The organism is Parahoeflea alexandrii, assembly GCF_024105735.1.
Taxonomy (GTDB): Bacteria; Pseudomonadota; Alphaproteobacteria; order Rhizobiales; family Rhizobiaceae; genus Hoeflea; species Hoeflea alexandrii.
Window position 1 is genome coordinate 955,023 of the sequence record NZ_JAAAML010000001.1, and the last position, 20,496, is coordinate 975,518.

The window sequence follows — 20,496 nt, forward strand, 5'->3', positions numbered from 1 at the left end:
GCAACTGCCCCAAGTTTCATTCCCGACCGGAGAGGGTCCATGTCGATGTCCACGTCCGTATCAACCGATGCGACCGCACAGCCGAACATCCTGGCGGTGAACAATATCGAAGTGATCTATGATCACGTGATCCTTGTGCTCAAGGGCGTGTCGCTGGTGGTGCCGGAAGGCGGGATCGTTGCGTTGCTCGGTGCCAATGGCGCGGGAAAGTCGACGACGCTGAAAGCGATTTCCAACCTGCTGCGTTCCGAGCGCGGCGAGGTGACCAAGGGATCTATCGAATTTGAAGGCAAGCGTGTCGAGGCGCAGACAGCCAATGAGCTGGTGCGGCGCGGTTGCATCCAGGTGATGGAGGGCCGGCATTGCTTCGGCCATCTCACCGTTGAGGAAAACCTGCTCACAGGCGCGTTCACGCGACGTGACGGCAATGCCGCGATCAAGCGCGATATCGAGATGGTGTATGACTATTTTCCGCGACTGAGAGAGCGCAGGACCAGCCAGGCCGGCTACACATCCGGCGGCGAACAGCAGATGACGGCCATCGGGCGGGCGCTGATGAGCCGGCCAAAGATGATCCTGCTCGACGAACCGTCGATGGGACTGGCGCCGCAGCTGCAGGAAGAAATCTTCGAGATCATCAAGAAGCTCAACGAGCAGGAAGGCGTGTCGTTCCTGCTGGCCGAGCAGAACACCAATATTGCGCTGCGCTATGCCACCTATGGCTACATTCTCGAATCCGGCCGTATCGTCATGGATGGCGTGGCGAAGGACTTGCGTGAAAACGAGGACGTCAAGGAATTCTACCTCGGTGTTGGCGGCGAAGGACGGCGATCTTTCAAGAACGTCAAGCACTACAAGCGGCGCAAGCGCTGGCTGGCCTGACAGCCGGTTGCACGGATGCGGATGAGAGCGGCGGCTTTCCAGCCGTTGCGATGCAGGACTTGCGGATCAATGCGGAAGACGATAAAATAAACAAACGTTCATTTAATTGTGTGGGCCATGGCGCGACGGGCGGGATCAACGGGGGCTGAGACAGCGGAGAAGCTGCGCAATGCAGCGCTCGAACTGTTCGCACGTTCCGGCTACGCCGCTGTGTCGATGCGCGAGATCGCAGCGGAAACCGGTGTGCAGGCCGGGGCGATCTACAATCACTTCCCGACCAAGCAGGATCTGCTCAACGAGTTGCTGCAGGTTCACATGGAAACGCTGCTGAATGCCTGGTCTGAGGCCGAAGAGCCCGGCTTGACGCCACCGCAGGCGCTCGAACATTTTGTCCGATTCCACATCCGCTATCACCTGGCCAAGTCGCGCGAGGTGTTCATCTCCTACATGGAGCTGCGCAACCTCGAAGCGGCGAACTTCAGCGCCATTGAGGGGTTGCGGCGCAGATATGAGAGCGTTCCGCGCGCCATTCTTGACCGTGGTGCTGCCGACGGGACCTTCGACATCGTGGACCCGCAAGTGACCACCATGGCGATCATTGCCATGCTCAACGGCATGACCACCTGGTACCGCGAAAACGGCCGGCTGTCGCTGGATGAAATCGAAGCGCTCTATGTCCGTCTGGTGGCGCGACTGGTGGGGCAGAAGAAGGAAGACTGACGTGTTCACAGCAAGCATGAATTTCGGGCTTGGCGAAGAGATCGATGCGCTCCGCGATACGGTTTCGCGCTTTGCCGCCGACCGGATCGCGCCGGTTGCCGACGAGACCGACCGCGACAACCAGTTTCCCATGCATCTGTGGCAGGAGATGGGTGCACTCGGACTGCTTGGCATGACAGCGAACCCGCATTTCGGCGGCACCGGCATGAGCTATCTCGCCCATGTGGTGGCTATGGAGGAGATCAGCCGCGCATCCGCCTCGATCGGCCTGTCCTACGGCGCGCATTCCAACCTGTGCGTCAACCAGATCAACCGCTGGGGCAACGAGGCACAGAAGCAGAAGTATCTCCCCAAGCTCTGCTCCGGCGAGAATGTCGGGGCGCTGGCGATGAGCGAGCCCGGCTCGGGCTCGGATGTGGTGTCGATGAAGCTGCGCGCCGAGAAGCGCAATGACCGCTACGTGCTCAACGGCAGCAAGATGTGGATCACCAACGGGCCCGATGCCAACACGCTGGTGGTCTATGCCAAGACGGACCCGGACGCGAAATCGCGCGGCATCACCGCATTCCTGATCGAGAAGGGCATGGCCGGGTTCTCGACCGCGCAGAAGCTCGACAAGCTCGGAATGCGCGGCTCCAACACCTGCGAGCTGGTGTTCGAGGACTGCGAAGTGCCGTTCGAGAGCGTGCTCGGCGAGGAGGGCCAGGGCGCCAGGATCCTGATGTCCGGGCTCGATTACGAACGGGTGGTGCTTGCCGGCGGACCGCTCGGCATCATGGCCGCGGCCATGGACGTCGTCGTGCCTTACTGCCATGAGCGCAAGCAGTTCGGCGAGCCGATCGGCAATTTCCAGCTGATGCAGGGCAAGCTCGCAGACATGTACACGACGATGAACGCCTGCCGGGCCTATGTCTATGCGGTGGCGCAGGCCTGCGACCGTGGCGAAACCACCCGCAAGGATGCGGCGGGCTGTATTCTCTACGCGGCCGAGAAAGCGACGCAGGTGGCGCTGGAAGCGATCCAGGCGCTGGGTGGAAACGGCTACATCAACGACTATTCGACCGGCCGGCTGTTGCGCGACGCCAAGCTCTACGAGATCGGCGCGGGAACGTCCGAGGTGCGCCGCATGCTGATCGGGCGCGAAATGATGGCGGAAACGGCGTGATGGCGCAAAAACACTTGATGATAGCGATCAATTGGTACGGACCATATTTCTCAGTCGAGGAAGCGTCAAAAGCGGCCAAAGAGGACTACGGGTACGGACTCTATATGGGGATCGGTAAGCAACCTTATGAGCGCGATTCAAATTTGCAATATGTCGGAATAAGCGAGTCTCTCGGCTCTCGTATTGGAAGTGCACATCATAAACTGTTTAATATTACTCGTGACTTTCAACTCTGGATGGGCGAGCCTGCTACAGCCGAGCCATCCGGGCCGAAGATGAAAGTTACCCGAGCAACTCTGGATAATGCCGAATGGTTGCACTCGTATTTTCTAGACCTTCCTCTCAATGCGAATAAGAAGTCTCTTCCAAAAAGAAGTGTGTCTGTTTTGAACCGGTGGTGGAAGACAGACTACGTAACTCCTCGAAAAAGGCGTCCTCACTCTGAATGGCCTGATCTGATAGATTTCCCATACTCGGATGAGCTTGATGCTCGTTGTGTTTGGTTTGGGTCACCTGGACGACAGATCAAATTTTCTGCACCGGAGTACGAGTGAGTATTATTCATGACCATCATGCAATCCAAAATCTCCACCGGCTCGCAAGCCTTCAAGGACAACGCGGCGCGGATGGCTGCGCAAATTGCCGAGACGGCAGCGGCGGCCGCTCTGCACGGGCTGGGCGGGCCGGAGGCTTCGCGCGAGCGTCATGTCGGACGCGGCAAATTGTTGCCGCGCGACCGGGTGGCGACACTGCTGGACCCGGATTCGCCGTTTCTCGAGATCGGACGTTTCGCGGCGCACGACCTTTATGGCGGAGACATCGCTTCGGCTGGCGTGATCGCGGGCATCGGTCGGGTCAGGGGCCGCGACGTGATGGTGGTGTGCAACGACGCCACGGTGAAGGGCGGCACCTATTACCCGCTGACGGTGAAGAAGCATCTCAGGGCCCAGGAAATTGCGCTCGAGAACAATCTGCCGTGCGTTTACCTGGTCGATTCGGGCGGCGCCAACCTGCCCAACCAGGACGAGGTGTTTCCCGACCGGGACCATTTCGGACGGATCTTCTTCAACCAGGCGAACATGAGTGCCGCGGGGATCGCACAGATTGCCGTGGTGATGGGGTCCTGCACAGCGGGCGGCGCCTATGTGCCGGCGATGAGCGACGAGACCATCATCGTGCGCGATCAGGGCACGATCTTTCTTGCCGGTCCGCCGCTGGTCAAGGCCGCCACCGGCGAGGTGGTCAGCGCCGAGGATCTGGGCGGCGGCGACGTGCACACGCGGCTGTCGGGCGTCGCCGATCATCTCGCCGACAATGACGCGCATGCGCTGGAACTGGCGCGCCAGGCGGTGGCCAATCTCAACGGAAGGGGCAGGGTGGGGCTCTGCCAGATGGACTGTTTGCCACCCGAAGATCCGCTCTACGATCCGGCGGAAATCGCCGGCATCATTCCCGCCGACACCCGCCAGCCCTACGATATCCGCGAGGTGATTGCCCGCATCGTCGACGGCTCACGGTTCGACGAGTTCAAGGCGCGCTATGGCACCACTATTGTCTGCGGCTTCGCCCATGTGATGGGCATGCCGGTCGGCATCGTCGCCAACAATGGAGTGCTGTTTTCCGAAAGCGCGGTGAAGGCGGCGCATTTCGTCGAACTGTGCTCGCAGCGCAAGATCCCGCTCGTCTTCCTGCAGAACATAACCGGCTTCATGGTCGGGCAGAAGTATGAGGCTGGCGGCATTGCCAAGGACGGCGCCAAAATGGTGACCGCTGTGGCGACCACCAAGGTGCCGAAGATCACCATGATTGTCGGCGGCTCCTTCGGCGCGGGCAATTACGGCATGTGCGGCCGGGCCTATTCGCCCCGCTTCCTGTGGACCTGGCCCAACAGCCGCATCTCGGTGATGGGTGGTGAACAGGCGGCGGGCGTGCTTGCCACGGTCCGGCGCGACGCCATCGAACGCAAGGGTGGCGAGTGGTCGACTGAGGATGAAGCCGAGTTCAAGCGCCCGACCATCGAGATGTTCGAGCGGCAGTCGCACCCGCTCTATGCCTCGGCGCGGCTATGGGATGACGGCATCATCAACCCGCTGAAATCCCGCGAGATCCTGGCGCTGAGCCTGTCGGCGGCGCTGAATGCACCGGTTGAGGACACGAAGTTCGGCGTGTTCCGGATGTGATGACATGAATTGGGAAACACCGGAGACATTCATGTTCGAGGGCCATCGCATCTGCTGGGGTGCGCTTGGCGAAGGTGAACCTGTTGTGCTGATGCACGGGACGCCGTTCTGGTCTTACGAATGGGCCCGGCTGGCGCCACTGCTGGCGCTTGAGCGCAAGGTCTATTTCTTTGACATGCTTGGCTACGGCAATTCTGACCGGCCGGATGCGGATGTGTCGCTGGGTGTCCAGAACCGGGTGTTCGCGGCGCTGATGAAGCACTGGCACCTCAACGCGCCGGATGTCGTTGCTCATGATTTCGGCGGGGCGACGGCCTTGCGGGCGCATCTGATCAACCGGGTGGATTACAACAGCCTGACCCTGATTGATCCTGTGGCCATCCGTCCCTGGGGGTCGCCGCTGGTGCAGCACGTCAGACATCATGAGGCGGCGTTCGCCGGTATGCCTGGCTACATGCATGAAGCGATCCTGCCTGCCTATCTGAAATCAGCAATGAAGCGGGAAGCGACGGACGAGGTTCTGGCGCCTTATGCCGAGCAATGGATTGGCGGGTGCCAGCAGGCCTCGTTCTACAGGCAGATCGCGCAGATGGATCAGCGCTTCACCGATGAGGTGCAGGATCGATATTCGGAAATCCGTTGTCCGGTCATGATCCTTTGGGGCGAGGACGATGAATGGATCCCGATCGAGCGCGGACGGGAGCTGCATGCAATGATTCCGGGGTCGCAGTTCATTTCCGTTCCCGGGGCCGGTCACCTGGTGCAGGAGGATGCTTCTGAAGCGATCGCCTTCCATCTCCAAAGGTTCCTCCGGACAAGAGGACGGGCATGATGGTTGGCATATCCGCGGCATATGTTGGAGAAACCTGTGAAGCCTGACCTGAAATCCGTTCTGGAACGCTATCCGAGCGCACAGACCTACAGACCCGGTGACGGAGAAAAGCTGAATCGCCTGATCATCGACCTGATGCGCGCGGGCCGGAAGACGGCGACCTGCGCGGTGCCCGATGAGTTCGCCGATGATCCGGATTCCTGTCCCGTGGTCGGACGCATCGACATCGCGCTTGACTGGAACAGCGACCCAGCGCTGGCGACGCGCACACTGAGCCTTGAGACAATCAGTTACGCGCAGATGGACGAGAGTCGGATCCCGGCGCAGGGCGAATTCGAGGATCTGGAGGACTGGCGCAGGGGCTACCGTGCCTACTACCAGCGCCAGGGCTCATTCGATCCTGAGATGATCTTTATCTACGAGCGGTTCGAAGTTGTTGAAGATTTCGCCGCGGAGGAGCCGACATGAACACGATCAGCAAAATCCTCATCGCCAACCGGGGCGAGATTGCTTGCCGGATCATCCGCACGGCGCGAAAAATGGGTATCGCCACGGTCGCGGTTTACTCCGAAGCCGACGCAGGCGCGCTGCATGTCGAAATGGCCGATGAGGCGGTGCTGATCGGCAGCGCCGCGGCCTCGGAGAGCTATCTCAAGGTCGACGTGATCCTCGATGCCGCGAAGCGCACCGGAGCCAATGCGATCCATCCGGGCTACGGTTTCCTGTCGGAAAATCCCGAATTCGTGGAAAAGGTCGAGAAGGCAGGGCTGATCTTCATCGGGCCGTCGGCCAAGGCAATCCGCGCCATGGGCCTCAAGGATGCGGCGAAAGCGCTGATGGAAAAGGCCGATGTACCTGTTGTTCCAGGCTATCACGGCGAGGCGCAGGACCTGGTGGTGCTGGCGGGCAAGGCAAACGAGATTGGTTTTCCGGTGCTGATCAAGGCGCGCGCCGGCGGCGGCGGCAAGGGCATGCGCAAGGTCGACGTCCAGGCTGATTTCCCGGCGGCGCTGTCTTCGGCACGGCGAGAGGCCAAGGCTTCGTTCGGCGATGACCGGGTGCTCGTCGAGAAATATGTCGCAACCCCGCGGCACATCGAGATCCAGGTGTTTGGCGACAATCATGGCAACGTGGTGCATCTGTTCGAGCGCGACTGCTCGGCGCAGCGCCGGCACCAGAAGGTGATCGAGGAAGCGCCCGCGCCGGACATGCCTGAGGATATGCGGGCTGCAATGGGTGCTGCCGCCGTGGCTGCGGCCAAGGCGATCAGCTATTCGGGTGCGGGGACGGTCGAGTTCATTGTCGATGCTTCGAACGGGCTCAAGGCTGACAAGTTCTGGTTCATGGAGATGAACACGCGGCTGCAGGTGGAGCATCCGGTCACGGAACTGATCACCGGGCTGGACCTGGTCGAATGGCAGATCCGCGTGGCCGCCGGCGAGACACTGCCGATGGGCCAGGACGAACTCTCGATCAACGGCCATGCGGTCGAGGCGCGGATCTATGCCGAGGACGCGGAGAAGGGCTTTCTGCCCGCCGTCGGCCGGCTGATGCATCTGAGATTTCCCGAGGGCGACATCCGGATCGATGCCGGAGTGCGGGCAGGCGACGAGATCACGCCGTTCTACGATCCGATGATTGCCAAGGTGATTGCGCATGGCAAGACCCGGGCTGAAGCGCTGGGCAAACTGGCGGGCGCGCTGGGCCGGACCGAGATTGCCGGCACCGTGACCAACACGGCATTCCTCGCGCGGCTGTGCCGGGACGCGGATTTTGCGGCGGGACGGCTCGATACCGGGCTGATCGACCGCAATATCGCCAGCCTGACCGAGCAGGTTTCAGCGCCTGACGCCATCGTGGCGCTGGCGGTGCTCGCAGCGTCGGGGATGGTTCCGCCGGAGAGGTCAAATACCGGTTCGGTCGCGGAGATCGGTCCCTTCGAAAACTGGGGATCTCCGATGCGGTCGGTGACGCTTGAGGCCAACGGAGCGGCGCATGGCTTCCGGGTTTTGCGGGAGGGCGATTCTGCGTGGCGGATAGCCGGGAGCGGTCTCCAATCGTCCGACATGCTGTTGAACGCAGTTGAATGCAAACATGATGAGTGGGCTTTCCGCGCTGGTGGCGTGACACAGCGCTGCCGGCTGGTTCAAGGCAGCACGGAAGTGGCGGTGTTCCATGAGGGGCTGACCCACCGGTTCGCCAAGCCGCAGGGCAGCCGCGCCGATGATCTGGCATCCGGCGGAGACCAGGTGGTCTCGGCCATGCCAGGGATCATCAAGCAGGTGCTCGTGGCTCAGGGCCAGGAGGTCAAGTCCGGCGAGGCGATGGTGATCATGGAAGCCATGAAGATGGAAATGACGCTGTCTGCGCCGCGCGATGGCGTGGTGGGGGAGGTTCTGGTAAGTGTAGGCGCGCAGGTATCCGACGGCGTCAGCCTGGTGATGCTGCAGAGCGAAGCGGCTGCGGGCTGAGGCGCAGGATCTCCGCCTGACGGCCGCATATGCGCGTCTGCGGTTTGCGGCATGGCTGGTTGACAGCGAAGCTGCAGACACCAGATTCGATCTGCGGAAACACACCCACGAAAGCAGGAATCCTTCATGACCGAGACACCCGAAACAGTCCTCGATTTCTGGTTCAACGATCTGGTCCCGAAAGACTGGTTCGTCAAGAACGAGGAACTGGACAAGCGAATTGCCGAGCGATTTTCCGGTCTGCACCTTGCCCTGTCACGCGAGGTCGGCGAGGCCTGGCGGGCAACGCCGGACGCCCGACTGGCACTTGTCATCGTCTTCGATCAGTTTCCGCGCAACATCTATCGTGGTTCGCCGCTGGCCTTCGCCACCGATGGCCTTGCGCTGAAGGAAGCCAAGGCGGCACTGGCGGTGGGAGCGGACAAGAGCATCGATGAAAACCGACGGGCGTTTTTCTACATGCCTTTCGAACACGCCGAGGACATGGACGAACAGGAACGTTGCGTGGCGCTGTTCGAGGCGCTCGGCAACGAGAACTACCTCGATTACGCCCACCAGCATCTTGATGTGATCAAGCGCTTTCGCCGGTTCCCGCACCGCAATCCCATCCTCGGCCGGACGTCAACGCCGGAGGAGAAAGCCTATCTGGCCGAGCCCGGTGCAGGCTTCTGAGTTTTCTGGCAAGCCTTACTCTTGTCACAGCGCCGGTCCATTGGCGGTGACAGAGCGGTCATCGTTTGAGAACCGCTGCGAGCCTGCTATGGATGGTCGGGTACTTTGTGAATGGACAGGAACTTCATGCGTTTTGACCGGTTGATCGCGGCACTGCTGGTTGCCTTCATGCTGGCAGGTCAGGCTGTGTCAGCGCAGTCTCAAACGTCATCCCCTTCCGGGACCGTGCAAACGGATGGACAGGATCAGGCACCTGATCAAACCGTTCCCCCGGCGTCTCCTCCGGCGCAAACCTCTGTCGCGGCCACGCCGGCGGAGCCGACAGTCTCGCCGGCAATCAGCCAGGCAGAAGAGAAGCTGACGGCGGCGGAAACCAGCATCACGCGGCTGACCCGCCGGGTTGAGGAGAACATGACCGACGACAGCTCGTTGGTCGATCTGAAGGTCGAGGTCGAGGAACTTGCCCGCAGCATGCTCGACATCGGGGTGTCTCTGCGCCCGAGACTGACAGAGGTCAAGGCGCGGCTTGAGCAACTGGGCCCGCCTCCAGCCGAGGGCGAGCCGGCCGAACCGGATTCGGTCATCGCGGAGCGGACAAGGCTGGCCGCGGAACGCGCACAGATCAATGCCCTGACCGGACGCGCCGAGGCGGTTTCGGTGAGAGCCAACCAGCTTGGCGACAGCATCACCGAAGCGCGGCGGGAGCTGTTTACCACCACCTTGTTCAAACGGACCGAAATCGGGCCGGCAATGCTGTCGCAGGCGCTCAGCGCCTTTTATGCGGAAAGCGGCGATGTGGTGCGCATCTACGGCTCCTGGGCTAATTTCGTCATCGCCTTCAAGTGGCAGGCTTTGCTGGGGTGGCTGTTCTTCTCCCTACTTGCAGCGCTGGTGTTCGTGCCCGGGGCATACCGTGTGTTCGGCGGGCTTATCGACCGTGATCCCGCAGACGACGATCCACCCTATACGAGCCGGCTGTCGGTGGCGTTCTGGTCGACGGTAATACCGACGGCGGCAATGACGGCGCTGGCGGCGACGATCTATGTGCTCGGGCAAAGCTTTTCGGTGCTAAGGCCGGATGTTGCGCCGGTTGTGGCCAGCGTCTTGATGACCCTCGTCGCGATCTTCTTTGTCAGCAAGCTGGCGCGCGGCATTCTTGCGCCCAGGACATCGGCCTGGCGACTGGTCAACCTGTCCAATGGCGGCGCGCGGACGCTCTATTATCTCGTCGTGGCCATGGTGGTCGTCAACGGTATCGATTTCGTTGGAGACGAGATCAGCCAATCGCTCGGATCGCCCGTGGTGCTGACAGTCTTCAAGGGGCTGCTGTCGGTGTTTCTGATGGCGCTGATCCTGATGGCGATGGCGCTCGGAAGGCCGATGGTGGCAGCATCGGGTGACCCGTCGGACCAGGGACAGCCCTGGCCGCGTATCATTTCGGTCGCGCTACTGGTGACGGGGGTCGGCTTGATGGCGACCGCGCTCATGGGCTATGTCGGTTTTGCCCGATTTGCAGCGACGCAGATCGTCGTGACCGGCGCCATCCTGACCACCATGTATATCGGCTATCTCTCGGGCAAGGCGATCTCCGAGCCCGAGGCTTTCGCCCACACGGCGATCGGGCGGCGTGTCGGGGAGCGTTTCAAGCTGGGAAGCATGGCTCTCGACCAGTTCGGGCTGGGCGCGGGGCTGCTGATCAGCCTGCTTGTGCTGCTCTTCGGTGTGCCGCTGATCCTGTTGCTCTGGGGGTTCCAGATCCAGGACATCGAGCTGTGGTTCTACCGTTTCCTGACAGAAATCCGCATTGGCGGGATCTCAATCTCGATAGTCGGAATCCTGTTCGGCATCCTGCTGTTCCTTTTGGGGCTGGTGGTCACCCGCTGGTTCCAGCGCTGGCTCGATGGAAGCGTCATGGCGCGGGGCCGCATGGATGCCGGTGTCCGCAATTCGATCAAGACCGGGGTGGGTTACCTCGGGGTGGCGGTGGCCGGCCTGATCGGCATTTCGGCGGCGGGGATTGACCTGTCCAGTCTTGCGCTTGTGGCGGGTGCACTCTCTCTCGGCATCGGTTTTGGTCTGCAGAACATCGTCAGCAATTTCGTTTCTGGCCTGATCCTGCTGGCCGAGCGGCCCTTCAAGGTTGGTGACTGGGTGTCGACCAGTTCGACCGAGGGGTTCGTCAAGAAAATCTCCGTGCGGGCCACCGAGATAGAGACCTTCAATCGCCAGTCGATCATCGTTCCCAATTCCGAGCTGATCAATTCGCCGGTGGGCAACTGGACCCACCGCAACAAGCTCGGCCGAGTCGACGTGCCGGTGGGCGTGAGTTACGATTCGGATCCGCGCCGGCTGATCGACCTCCTGATCGAGGTTGCTCAGGGCCACGAACTGGTGCTGCGCAATCCGGAACCGGTTGTGCATTTTTCCGGTTTCGGCGAGTCCTCGCTGGACTTCGTGCTGAAATGCCACGTCGCCGACGTTCTCACCGGCATTGGTGTCAAGACGGAGTTGAGCCTGCGCATCTTCGAGCGGCTGAAAGCCGAAAATATCGAGATTCCGTTCCCGCAGCGCGATCTCAATATCAAGCTCGGCGACGACAATGAGCCGGTGACTGTGATTGCGGAGAAGTTGATGGGTGCGAAGTTCAAGGGAGCTGCGAGCCGGGATGCGGCCGCTGCTGCCGCCGGGGACCCGCCGAAGCCAAAGCGCTCCAGAAGAAAGGATGTGCCCAAGAGCAAGTCGGATTCGTTTGAGGACGGTGCCGAAGGCGAGGGGGGTGACCGGTGATCCCGGTTCATTCAGGCTGCATTCATTCTCGCAATGCAATAAAGCATCCATACCGGGCCAAAACCGGCTCGACACAGTTCCAACAGGGAGCGGCGGATAGTTTCCGCCGGACACTGATGAAAACACATATCCTCGGATTTTTGACCAGCATGGCAATGATTGCGGGTGCCAATGCTGCAAGCATCACCAACAAGGATGCGCAGCCGCAGGTGCTTATCGTGACCGAAGCCGGCAACAAGATCGAAATGGTGGTGGAAGCCGGCGCCACGGTGAGTTTCTGCCCGGCCGGATGTTTCGTGACCATGCCTTCGGGCGACCGCGAAACATTTGCCGGCAGCGAGAGCATCGAGATCATCAACGGCGCAGCGGTTATCAAGTAATCGCCGGCGCGTCTGTGCAAGGTGAAGGCAGTCCCGCCGGGCCGGCCGGTTTGAACACCGGCCGGCCCGCAGCCACCTCGTTTTCATTGCACCAAATCTGTCGTGATTTGTTCACCAGGGAAACGTTCCTGCCCTTGCCGAGCACGGCATTGCGGTGTTTTCCGAACGCGAGATCGAACGCCTTGCCAAAGCGCTCGGTGATGCCCTCTGAAACGCCTTGAGCACCGGAGCCCGCCGGCAGGCCTGCATGGCGATGCCGTTCCCGATGTCACTGGTCGTCCTGCATTGTGATTATGTCGTAGACAGGCTCTAATTTTGGGGCGGCAGCTTCTAAATTCTGTTCGAAGCACAATCAGGGCAGATCAAAATGGCAGAGTTTCCGAAGCAGGCAAAGGTCGTGATTATTGGCGTGGGTGGCATTGTGGGTGCTTCCATTGCGCATCATCTGATCGAGCGCGGATGGGACGACATTGTCGGTATCGACAAGTCCGGCGTGCCGACCGATATCGGCTCGACGGCGCATGCCTCGGACTTCTGCTACACGACCAGCCATGACTATCTGTCGGTCTGGACAACGCAGTATTCGATCGATTTCTTCGAGAGGATGGGCCACTACGCCCGCATTGGCGGCCTCGAGATTGTCCGTGCCGGCGACGAGACATGGATGGAAGAGGTCAAGCGCAAGATTTCCTCCGGCAAGGCCTTCGGCACACGCGCCAGCTTCATCGGCCCGGCAGAGGTGAAAGAGAAGTTTCCGCTGGTCGAGGAAGACATGGTTGCCGGCGCGCTCTGGGATCCGGATGCAGGACTTGTCATTCCGCGCTCGCAGACGGTGGCCGGCAAGCTGGTCGATGCGGCCGAGAAGACCGGGAAGCTGAAGGTCTTCGCCAACACGCCGGCCCAGTCGCTGATCGTCGAGGGCGGCCGCATCAAGGGCGTCGTCACGCATCGTGGCACGATCATGGCTGATCATGTCGTCGTCTGCGCGGGCATATGGGGCCGCCAGATCGCCGAAATGGTCGGCGAGGACCTGCCGGTGATGCCGGTCGATCACCCGCTGACCTTTTTCGGCCCATACAAGGAGTTCGAAGGCACCGGCAAGGACATCGGCTGGCCGCTGATGCGCGACCAGGGCAATTCGGCCTATATGCGCGACACCGGCGATCCGACCACCGCCGAGGGCGGGCAGATCGAGTGGGGCTACTACGAGACCGACGAGCCGCGGCTGTGTCATCCGCGCGATATTCTTGAAAAGAACCAAGCGCGGCTCTCGCCCTCGCAGCGCGACCTCGACATGGAGCAGATCCTGGAGCCGCTCGAACGCGCCATGGAGCTCACGCCCATTCTCGGCGAGCTTGGCTACAATGAGAGCCATTCCTTCAACGGTCTGCTGCAGGTGTCAGCCGCCGGCGGGGCTTCCTGTGGCGAGAGCCAGAAGGTGCGCGGGCTTTGGTACTGCGTTGCCATCTGGGTCAAGGACGGTCCCGGCTACGGCAAGCTGATTGCCGACTGGATGACCGATGGGCGCACCGAGATCGATCACAATTCGATCGATTACGCCCGGTTCTATCCGCACCAGATGACCGAGGAGTTCATCGAAAGCCGTTGCTACGAGGCGGCCCAGAAAATCTATTTCCCGGCGATTCATCCGCGTGAGCCCTATGCCACCAGCCGCGGTGTCAAGCACTCCCCGTTCCACGAGCGTGAAGTCGAGCTCGGCGGCCATTTCATGGAGCTTGGCGGCTGGGAGCGTGCGCATGGCTACGCGTCCAATGCGCATCTGCTGGAGAAATTCGGCGACCGGGTTCCGGTTCGTGAGAACGAGTGGGACAACCGCCATTTCTGGCGGGTCTCCAATGCCGAGCATCTGCAGCTGTCTGACGATTGCGGCATCATCAACCTGTCGCATTTCCACATGGTCGACATCGAGGGGCCCGACCATGTGGCGATGATGGAATGGCTGTGTGCTGCCAAGATCGGCGGCGACAACATGATCGGCAAGGGCATCTACACCCACTTCCTCGATGACGAGGGCATGGTCCGCGCCGACTTCACCGTCATCCGCATGGAAGACCGCTGCCGGCTGATCAACGGTGCCGATGCGGGGCCGCGCGATTTCCACTACATGCGCCGCGTCGCCGAGGACAAGGGCTACGACGTCACCATTACCGATGTGACCGAGAAGTTCACCACCATCGGCATCTGGGGCCCGAATGCGCGCGAGACGCTGAAGAAGGTGGTGTCCGATCCGGCGGGTCTGGACATCGAGAACTTCCCGTTCGCCGCGATCAAGCCGATCGAGATCGCCGGCAAGACGGTGTCCGCTTTCCGCCTCTCCTATGTCGGCGAGCAGGGATGGGAGCTGCACATGAAATATGAGGACGGCCTGGCCGTCTGGGACGCGCTGCGGTCAACCGGAGTGACGCCGGTTGGTGTCGAGACCTATGCGAACTCGCGGCGCATGGAAAAGAGCCTGCGGCTGCAGAACGCCGATCTTCTGACCCAGTACAACCTGATTGAATCGGATCTGGCGCGTCCGAAGGTCAAGGAGGCCGATTTCCGCGGCAAGCAAAAGCACCTTGAATACAAGGCGCGCGCGCATCAGCCGGCGATGCTGTGCACGCTGGTGATGACCGAGAACGTCGACGCCAAGGGCGTGGCCCGCTACCCGGTCGGCATCCTGCCGGTGATGGATCCCGAGACCGGGGAGACGCTTGTCGATGAACTCGGCCGCCGCTCCTACACGACGTCGATCGCCTACGGCCCGACCATCGGCAAGAACATCGCGCTGGCCTATCTGCCATGGGAGTATTGCCAAGGGGGGCGCAAGCTCAACATCGAGTATTTCAGCGAAACCTATCCGGTCGAAGTTGCGGCAGTGGGCTACACGCCGTTGTACGATCCCGAGAACCTCAAGCCGCGGAGCTGATCGTCACCGCGTCACGCCAGCGAACGACCGCGCGGTCAAGGCCGACTGGGCGGTCGTTTTTTCGTGCTGTGACACCGGAGGTTTCTGGCTGACTGCATGCGGCAAGACATGAGTGGTTTCCATGCGATCAGGCACAGGTTGCCCGTGATCTGCGCCACGGCGATCGCAAAATCCGGTTCAGCCTTGTCTGGGGCCATGGTAGACTGAGGCATGACAGGATGGATCAGGGCTGCTCTTGCAGCCGCAACTTTGCTGATGACGTCGTCTGGCGGACATGCCCGAGAGCAGGTCGATGTGGCGCTGGTTCTTGCGGTCGATGTCTCGCGCTCCATGTCGGCAATGGAACTGGAGATCCAGCGGGACGGTTACGCCGCTGCACTCAACCATCCCGACGTCATTCGCGCCATTGGCCAGGGCGCTTATGGCCGGATCGCGGTGACGATGTTCGAGTGGGCCGGCAACAACACGATACGCGAAGTCTTTGACTGGACGCTTGTGGAGACGGGTGCCGATGCGGATCGTCTCTCGGCGATCGTCGGCAAGTCCCAACCGGTCGGTATGCGCAGAACTTCGATATCGGGCGCCATTCTGCATGCATTGAGGCGGCTCGAAGAGGCCCCCGTCGACGGTTTCCGCAAGGTGATCGATATCTCCGGCGACGGGCCCAACAATCAGGGGCAGCCGGTACTGGCGGCCCGTGAGATCGCTCTCGCCAATCGCATCGTCATCAACGGGCTGCCGCTGATGACCAGTGATGGGCCAGGCAGCGGATTCAACATCGCCGACCTGGACGCCTATTACAGCGAGTGCGTGATCGGCGGGCCCGGTAGTTTCCTGGTTCCGGTGACGAGCTGGGATCAGTTTCCCGAGGCGATCCGGCGCAAGCTCATTCTCGAGATCGGCGGACTGCCAGCCATGGAACAATCGGTCGTCCCGGCACAGGTCTCGCCCGGGTTGGGTTTCCGGCCATCTTCCGAGCCTTATGACTGCCTCATCGGGGAGAAGATCTGGGACCAGCGGCGATGGATGTTCGATGACCCCTAACAGGGATGGGGAGCAGCGGCGCTCCTGATTGAAACTCCGGAACAGCGGCTTAGCCAGAAGTGCTCGGCGCGGCCGGCAAGGGTCATGGCGTCCCACACTATCCGCCAAGCAACACGGACAGCTTTGCTTGGCTGCTCTGCACGCGCGCAAGCAAGCAGGCAAACGGGCAGATTACCGGTGTTCCGAACCGGCGGGAATTCATTCAAACATTGCGTTTTTCTAATGCTGTTAACCGAAATTCAATGCCACCATGTTTAGCCTGAAGCATACAGAGGGGTGCATGTATGTTTATCGGTCTATCGGGAATGCAGTATACGGGAGGGTCGCTTCGCGACCACCGCATCATCGTGGCGGAAGATTCGAATGTCTTCACCTCGATGATTGGGCAGAAGCTGAAGGAAAGCTTCGACATAGACATCGAAATCTGCCGCTCATTCGAAGACCTGCAGCTCGCCTATGACTACAACGAGCGGCCGATCACGCTGGCCATTTCCAACATCAATCTGCCCGGTGCGGAAAACGGCGAGGCACTGGCCTACCTGGCCGGACTGTCGATTCCCATCATCGTTTTCACCGGGAGCTTTCATGAAAAGACCCGTGAAGGCATCCTTGCCCGCGACATCGTTGATTACGTGATCAAGGACAGCCCGCTGGCGATCGACATGCTCGAGGAATCGGTCTGCCGGTTTCTGACCAATCATCGTCATCACGTGCTTATCGTTGATGACAGCCCGACGGCGCGTGCACTTCTGCGCACCCGGCTTGAGCGCTTCAATTTCAAGGTCAGTGCCGCGGAAAGCGGCGCGGAAGCACTCAGCCTGCTGAAGGTGACGCCGGATATCGGTCTGGTGATCACCGACTACAACATGCCCGATATCGATGGGTTTGAGCTGACCCGCCGCCTTCGTGCGGTTCGCGGAAGCCACGAGCTGCGGATCATCGGCGTCTCGTCCTCCGACAACCGCCTGTTGTCGGCGCGGTTCCTGAAGGCCGGCGGCAATGATTTCATGCTGCGGCCTTACGTCGATGAAGAATTCTACTGCCGCGTGAACCAGAACCTGGACACGCTCGACCAGATCAAGTCCGCACGGCGGATGATTGGAAACAAAGTGGCGGCGAAAGTCGCATAGCCCGGTCCGATGGCGTCACCAAGTGGTTGGCCTGCGCACCCAATGGAGTAGTTGATGCCGAGAGCTTCGAATGAACTCGAAATGCAGGCCAACCGGTCAACAACAGGTGAGCGGCTGCGTGTTCTGCTGGTGGAAGATTCGCGGATGTTCACCTCCGCGCTGAAATTCCGGTTCGAGACCGATCTGGGTGTGGATGTCGTCACATGCAGCTCCCTGGCGGAGATGAGGCATGCGGCGAGCGATGCGGACCACGGGTTCTTCGTCGCCGTCACAGACCTCAACCTGCCGGATTCGCCGCATTGCGAGGCGCTCGACTATGCACTCGACATCGACCTGCCAACCATCGTCTTCACCGGCAAGTTCGACTTCAACACGCGTGCCAGCATCTTGAAGAAGAACGTGCTCGACTATGTGATCAAGGATACCGACCGGGCGTTTGACGAAATCGTCACCGCCGTGCAACGGATCATTTCCAATCGAGACTACCGCATCCTGGTGGTCGATGACACCAAGACCCAGCGCAGCATTCTCTCGGCCATGCTGCGGGCGCAGAAATTCGAGGTGGTGGAAGCGGCTTCCGGGCAGCAGGCTCTGCAGGCGATTGCGCAAAACCCCGACATCAAGCTGGTGCTGACCGATTATCACATGGGCGACATGGACGGCTACCAGCTGACCCGCAAACTGCGCCGCGACTACACCGACGACATGCTGCGCATCATCGGCATCTCGAACTCTAACGATCCCGAACTTTCAGCGAGCTTTCTCAAGGCCGGCGCCAGCGATTTTCTTTATCGCCCCTTCGTTCAGGAAGAATTCCAGTGCCGGATTGCACAGAACATCGGGATCCTGATGAAGATGGAAGCGCTGAAGAAGGCCGCGGCCCGGTACTCGGCCGTTGCCGTTCCGGCCTGATCCCAGGCACTCAACTGAACCGTGACATCAATGCGGTCACTCAGGCTGCGCTGAGATACTGCTTGCGTTCGGCGCGTTCCTGCTGCGGAGAGCGGTTGTAGAGTTCGCGGTAGCACTTGGAAAAGTGCGAAGCGGAAACGAAGCCGCAGGCAACGGCCACCTCGACCACCGGCATCGGTGACTGGATGAGCAGGTGTCTGGCCCGGTCGAGACGGATTTCCAGATAGTAGCGGGCCGGCGAGCGGCCCATTTCCTGGCGGAACAGGCGCTCGATCTGTCTCCGCGACAGGCCGGCATCATCGGCGATCTCGATCAGCGACAGCGGTTCGGACAGGTTGGCTTCCATCAACTCGATGATGGAGAGCACCTTGGCGTTCTGCACGCCGAGACGGGCGCGCAACGGCAGCCGCTGGCGATCGTGAGCGTTGCGGACCCGGTCGGTCAGAGCCATCTCGCAGATGCGGTTGACCAGCGTGTCGTCGTGATCCTCTCCGATCAGGCTGAGCATCATGTCGAGTGCCGCCGTGCCGCCGGCACAGGTGTGGATCAAGCCGTCGATCTCGTAAAGATCGGCAAAGACATTGGCCTTGGGGAAGGCTTCGGCGAAGCCGGGCAGGTTTTCCCAGTGGATGGCGCAACGCCGTCCCGAAAGCAGCCCTGCCTGGGCAAGAAGGTGAGCGCCGGTGCACAGGCCGCCAACGGCGACGCCACGATTGTGTTCCTCGCGCAGCCAGGCCAGCACCGACTTGTTCTGAAACCGCTCGACGTTGACGCCTGAGCAGACAAAGACCATGGATGGGCGGTTTTCGCTCGACAGGCTGCGCCGCTCGTCGGCGAGCGAGGTGTTGACGTTGACCACGACCTGATTGGATGCGTTCACCGGCTCGCCGTCAGCCGAGGTCAGGCGCCATTTGTAGCACTCGTAGCCAAGCATGCGGTTGGCCAGACGCAATGGCTCGATCGCCATCGAGAACGCGATCATCGAAAAGTCGGGAACCATGAAAAAGACGATGGAACGCTTGTGTTTGGTCTGTAAGGGCATGCCTGAACCCGTATTGCGCGCCCCGAGGGGCCCATGTCGCGATCAGGCCATAAATTTCGCGCTTTGTCACGGTCATGGCAGCGAAAATCTTTGGCCTGCGACATGAGCCACCGGTTACATCCGGGTTGCACGCGCTTGCATGCCAGACAGCGGTCCGTTCCTGGGCTGCCGTGCTCTTGCAGCGGGCCATCCGATGTCTTTCTGCAGCTCGAGCGGAAGCTCGGAGAGCATGTTCTCGATCGCGATTCGGTCGCGTTCAACGCGCCACTTGCGGATCTGCCGGGTGATGCTGGAATATCCGAACATTGTACTGTCTCCTGTACCTGTGTTGTCCAGACCTGCTGGATTGACAACAGCATCTCTCCGATGCATGATTCAATCAAACGAAATGAATTGACTTCAATGATCAATGGATTTGAATGTTATGAACGCACCCGTCAATCATCCGCTGCTGATGCTCGATCCCGATGTCCTGCGCAGCTTTGTTGCCATTGCCGAGACCGGTAGTTTCACTGCCGCTGCCGCAAGGATCTATCGCACCCCCTCGGCGGTTTCGATGCAGATCAAGCGGCTTGAAGAGCAACTGGGGGTATCGGTGTTCCTGCGCGATGCGCGCAATGTCTCGCTCACCCATGACGGCGAGGTCCTTCTTGGCTATGCGCGGCGGCTGATCGCTCTCAATCGCGAAGCGATCTCGCGCTTTGTGACGTCTGAAGTCTCAGGCGTGGTGCGGATCGGATCGCCGTCAGATTATGGCGAGGCGGTGTTGCCGGGGGTTCTGAAACTGTTTGCAAAATCCCACCCTTCGGTGGTTGTCGACGTGGTGATCGACCAGTCTTCGAGCCTGTTGAAGCGGTTTGCTTCGGGACACCTGGACATCGCCCTGGTCAGCTGCATGAAGAACCACACACCGACCCCCGAAGAGGTTGTGATGACCGACGAGATCGTCTGGGCCGGTGCCAAGGGCGGGCAAGCCTGCCTGATGGATCCGCTGCCGGTGTCGATGTGGGACGAGGGCTGCGTCTGGCGCGAAAGCGCGCTTTCAGCGCTCGACAGGGTCGGGCGGGCCTACCGGGTGGCGTTCATGACCTCGCACATGGCGGGGCAACGGGCGGCGATCCTGGCGGATCTTGCGATAGCGCCGATGGGGCGTAACTTCGTGGGGCCGGATATCCAGATTCTTGACGAAAATTGCGGGCTTCCTGCGCCGGGACAATACGAGTTGCTGCTCAAGGTCGCGGCCGATCCGTCGCCCCAGGTTTGCGCGCTCAGCGATCATTTCCGTGCCGGCTTTGAACGATACAACCAGTCAGGATCCTTTGATGCGCAGGCCTTGTAATGCCTGCGCAA

Annotated in this window: 19 protein-coding genes; 16 read left to right on the forward strand and 3 right to left on the reverse strand. The window is 60.8% G+C overall.

Going from position 1 to position 20,496, the window contains the following annotated elements:
• The first annotated feature begins 45 nt into the window (after nucleotides 1-45).
• The 9 genes from GTW23_RS04395 (at nucleotide 46) to GTW23_RS04435 (ending at nucleotide 8,922) form a co-directional block, all read left to right on the forward strand.
• On the forward strand, nucleotides 46-882 hold the full coding sequence (locus GTW23_RS04395; RefSeq protein WP_193217410.1) for an ABC transporter ATP-binding protein: 837 nt from the start codon (nucleotides 46-48) through the stop codon (nucleotides 880-882).
• 117 nt (nucleotides 883-999) lie between these two features.
• Complete coding sequence (locus GTW23_RS04400; RefSeq protein WP_152007961.1) at nucleotides 1,000-1,602, forward strand: TetR/AcrR family transcriptional regulator; 603 nt, start codon at nucleotides 1,000-1,002, stop codon at nucleotides 1,600-1,602.
• 16 nt (nucleotides 1,603-1,618) lie between these two features.
• Nucleotides 1,619-2,767 carry an isovaleryl-CoA dehydrogenase gene (locus GTW23_RS04405; protein WP_290128900.1) on the forward strand — a complete coding sequence of 383 codons (1,149 nt, stop codon included), beginning with the start codon at nucleotides 1,619-1,621 and terminating at the stop codon, nucleotides 2,765-2,767.
• Nucleotides 2,767-3,321: a hypothetical protein gene (locus GTW23_RS04410; RefSeq protein ID WP_252914778.1), complete on the forward strand. Its 555-nt coding sequence runs from the start codon at nucleotides 2,767-2,769 to the stop codon at nucleotides 3,319-3,321. Before GTW23_RS04405 ends, GTW23_RS04410 begins: the two co-directional genes overlap by 1 nt.
• A gap of 9 nt (nucleotides 3,322-3,330) precedes the next feature.
• On the forward strand, nucleotides 3,331-4,947 hold the full coding sequence (locus GTW23_RS04415) for a carboxyl transferase domain-containing protein (protein ID WP_252914779.1): 1,617 nt from the start codon (nucleotides 3,331-3,333) through the stop codon (nucleotides 4,945-4,947).
• A 4-nt stretch (nucleotides 4,948-4,951) separates the two neighbouring features.
• Nucleotides 4,952-5,779: an alpha/beta fold hydrolase gene (locus GTW23_RS04420; RefSeq protein ID WP_252914780.1), complete on the forward strand. Its 828-nt coding sequence runs from the start codon at nucleotides 4,952-4,954 to the stop codon at nucleotides 5,777-5,779.
• A gap of 36 nt (nucleotides 5,780-5,815) precedes the next feature.
• Nucleotides 5,816-6,247: an ASCH domain-containing protein gene (locus GTW23_RS04425; RefSeq protein WP_252914781.1), complete on the forward strand. Its 432-nt coding sequence runs from the start codon at nucleotides 5,816-5,818 to the stop codon at nucleotides 6,245-6,247.
• Nucleotides 6,244-8,250 (forward strand): acetyl/propionyl/methylcrotonyl-CoA carboxylase subunit alpha, encoded by a 2,007-nt coding sequence (locus GTW23_RS04430; protein ID WP_252914782.1) that lies wholly within the window; start codon nucleotides 6,244-6,246, stop codon nucleotides 8,248-8,250. Before GTW23_RS04425 ends, GTW23_RS04430 begins: the two co-directional genes overlap by 4 nt.
• A gap of 126 nt (nucleotides 8,251-8,376) precedes the next feature.
• Nucleotides 8,377-8,922 (forward strand): DUF924 family protein, encoded by a 546-nt coding sequence (locus GTW23_RS04435; RefSeq protein WP_252914783.1) that lies wholly within the window; start codon nucleotides 8,377-8,379, stop codon nucleotides 8,920-8,922.
• A 257-nt stretch (nucleotides 8,923-9,179) separates the two neighbouring features.
• Here GTW23_RS04435 and GTW23_RS04440 read toward each other — a convergent pair whose 3' ends face one another.
• The gene (locus GTW23_RS04440) at nucleotides 9,180-9,335 is read right to left on the reverse strand and encodes a hypothetical protein (RefSeq protein WP_252914784.1); all 156 of its coding nucleotides are present in this window, start codon (nucleotides 9,333-9,335) and stop codon (nucleotides 9,180-9,182) included.
• On the opposite strand from GTW23_RS04440, the gene GTW23_RS04445 reads away from it, so the two are divergent.
• The 6 genes from GTW23_RS04445 to GTW23_RS04470 all read left to right on the forward strand — a co-directional run bounded on the left by GTW23_RS04445 (nucleotide 9,334) and on the right by GTW23_RS04470 (nucleotide 18,104).
• Nucleotides 9,334-11,709 carry a DUF3772 domain-containing protein gene (locus tag GTW23_RS04445; RefSeq protein WP_252914785.1) on the forward strand — a complete coding sequence of 792 codons (2,376 nt, stop codon included), beginning with the start codon at nucleotides 9,334-9,336 and terminating at the stop codon, nucleotides 11,707-11,709. The genes GTW23_RS04440 and GTW23_RS04445 overlap by 2 nt on opposite strands.
• A 149-nt stretch (nucleotides 11,710-11,858) precedes the next feature.
• The gene (locus GTW23_RS04450; protein WP_252914786.1) at nucleotides 11,859-12,089 is read left to right on the forward strand and encodes a hypothetical protein; all 231 of its coding nucleotides are present in this window, start codon (nucleotides 11,859-11,861) and stop codon (nucleotides 12,087-12,089) included.
• Nucleotides 12,090-12,456: 367 nt separating this feature from the next.
• A complete protein-coding gene (locus tag GTW23_RS04455; RefSeq protein WP_252914787.1) occupies nucleotides 12,457-15,018 on the forward strand; it encodes a GcvT family protein in 2,562 nt (853 codons plus the stop codon).
• Nucleotides 15,019-15,228: 210 nt separating this feature from the next.
• Nucleotides 15,229-16,062: a DUF1194 domain-containing protein gene (locus GTW23_RS04460; RefSeq protein ID WP_252914788.1), complete on the forward strand. Its 834-nt coding sequence runs from the start codon at nucleotides 15,229-15,231 to the stop codon at nucleotides 16,060-16,062.
• Nucleotides 16,063-16,367: 305 nt separating this feature from the next.
• Nucleotides 16,368-17,192 (forward strand): response regulator, encoded by an 825-nt coding sequence (locus GTW23_RS04465; RefSeq protein WP_193217206.1) that lies wholly within the window; start codon nucleotides 16,368-16,370, stop codon nucleotides 17,190-17,192.
• 54 nt (nucleotides 17,193-17,246) lie between these two features.
• Complete coding sequence (locus GTW23_RS04470) at nucleotides 17,247-18,104, forward strand: response regulator (protein ID WP_152007971.1); 858 nt, start codon at nucleotides 17,247-17,249, stop codon at nucleotides 18,102-18,104.
• A 40-nt stretch (nucleotides 18,105-18,144) separates the two neighbouring features.
• On the opposite strand, the gene GTW23_RS04475 is transcribed toward GTW23_RS04470, so the two are convergent.
• Complete coding sequence (locus GTW23_RS04475; protein ID WP_152007972.1) at nucleotides 18,145-19,146, reverse strand: GlxA family transcriptional regulator; 1,002 nt, start codon at nucleotides 19,144-19,146, stop codon at nucleotides 18,145-18,147.
• A gap of 114 nt (nucleotides 19,147-19,260) precedes the next feature.
• Nucleotides 19,261-19,452 carry a hypothetical protein gene (locus GTW23_RS04480; protein WP_152007973.1) on the reverse strand — a complete coding sequence of 64 codons (192 nt, stop codon included), beginning with the start codon at nucleotides 19,450-19,452 and terminating at the stop codon, nucleotides 19,261-19,263.
• A gap of 118 nt (nucleotides 19,453-19,570) precedes the next feature.
• Here GTW23_RS04480 and GTW23_RS04485 point away from each other — a divergent pair, with 118 nt between their 5' ends.
• Nucleotides 19,571-20,485 carry a LysR family transcriptional regulator gene (locus GTW23_RS04485; protein ID WP_252914789.1) on the forward strand — a complete coding sequence of 305 codons (915 nt, stop codon included), beginning with the start codon at nucleotides 19,571-19,573 and terminating at the stop codon, nucleotides 20,483-20,485.
• Nucleotides 20,486-20,496 lie beyond the last annotated feature (11 nt).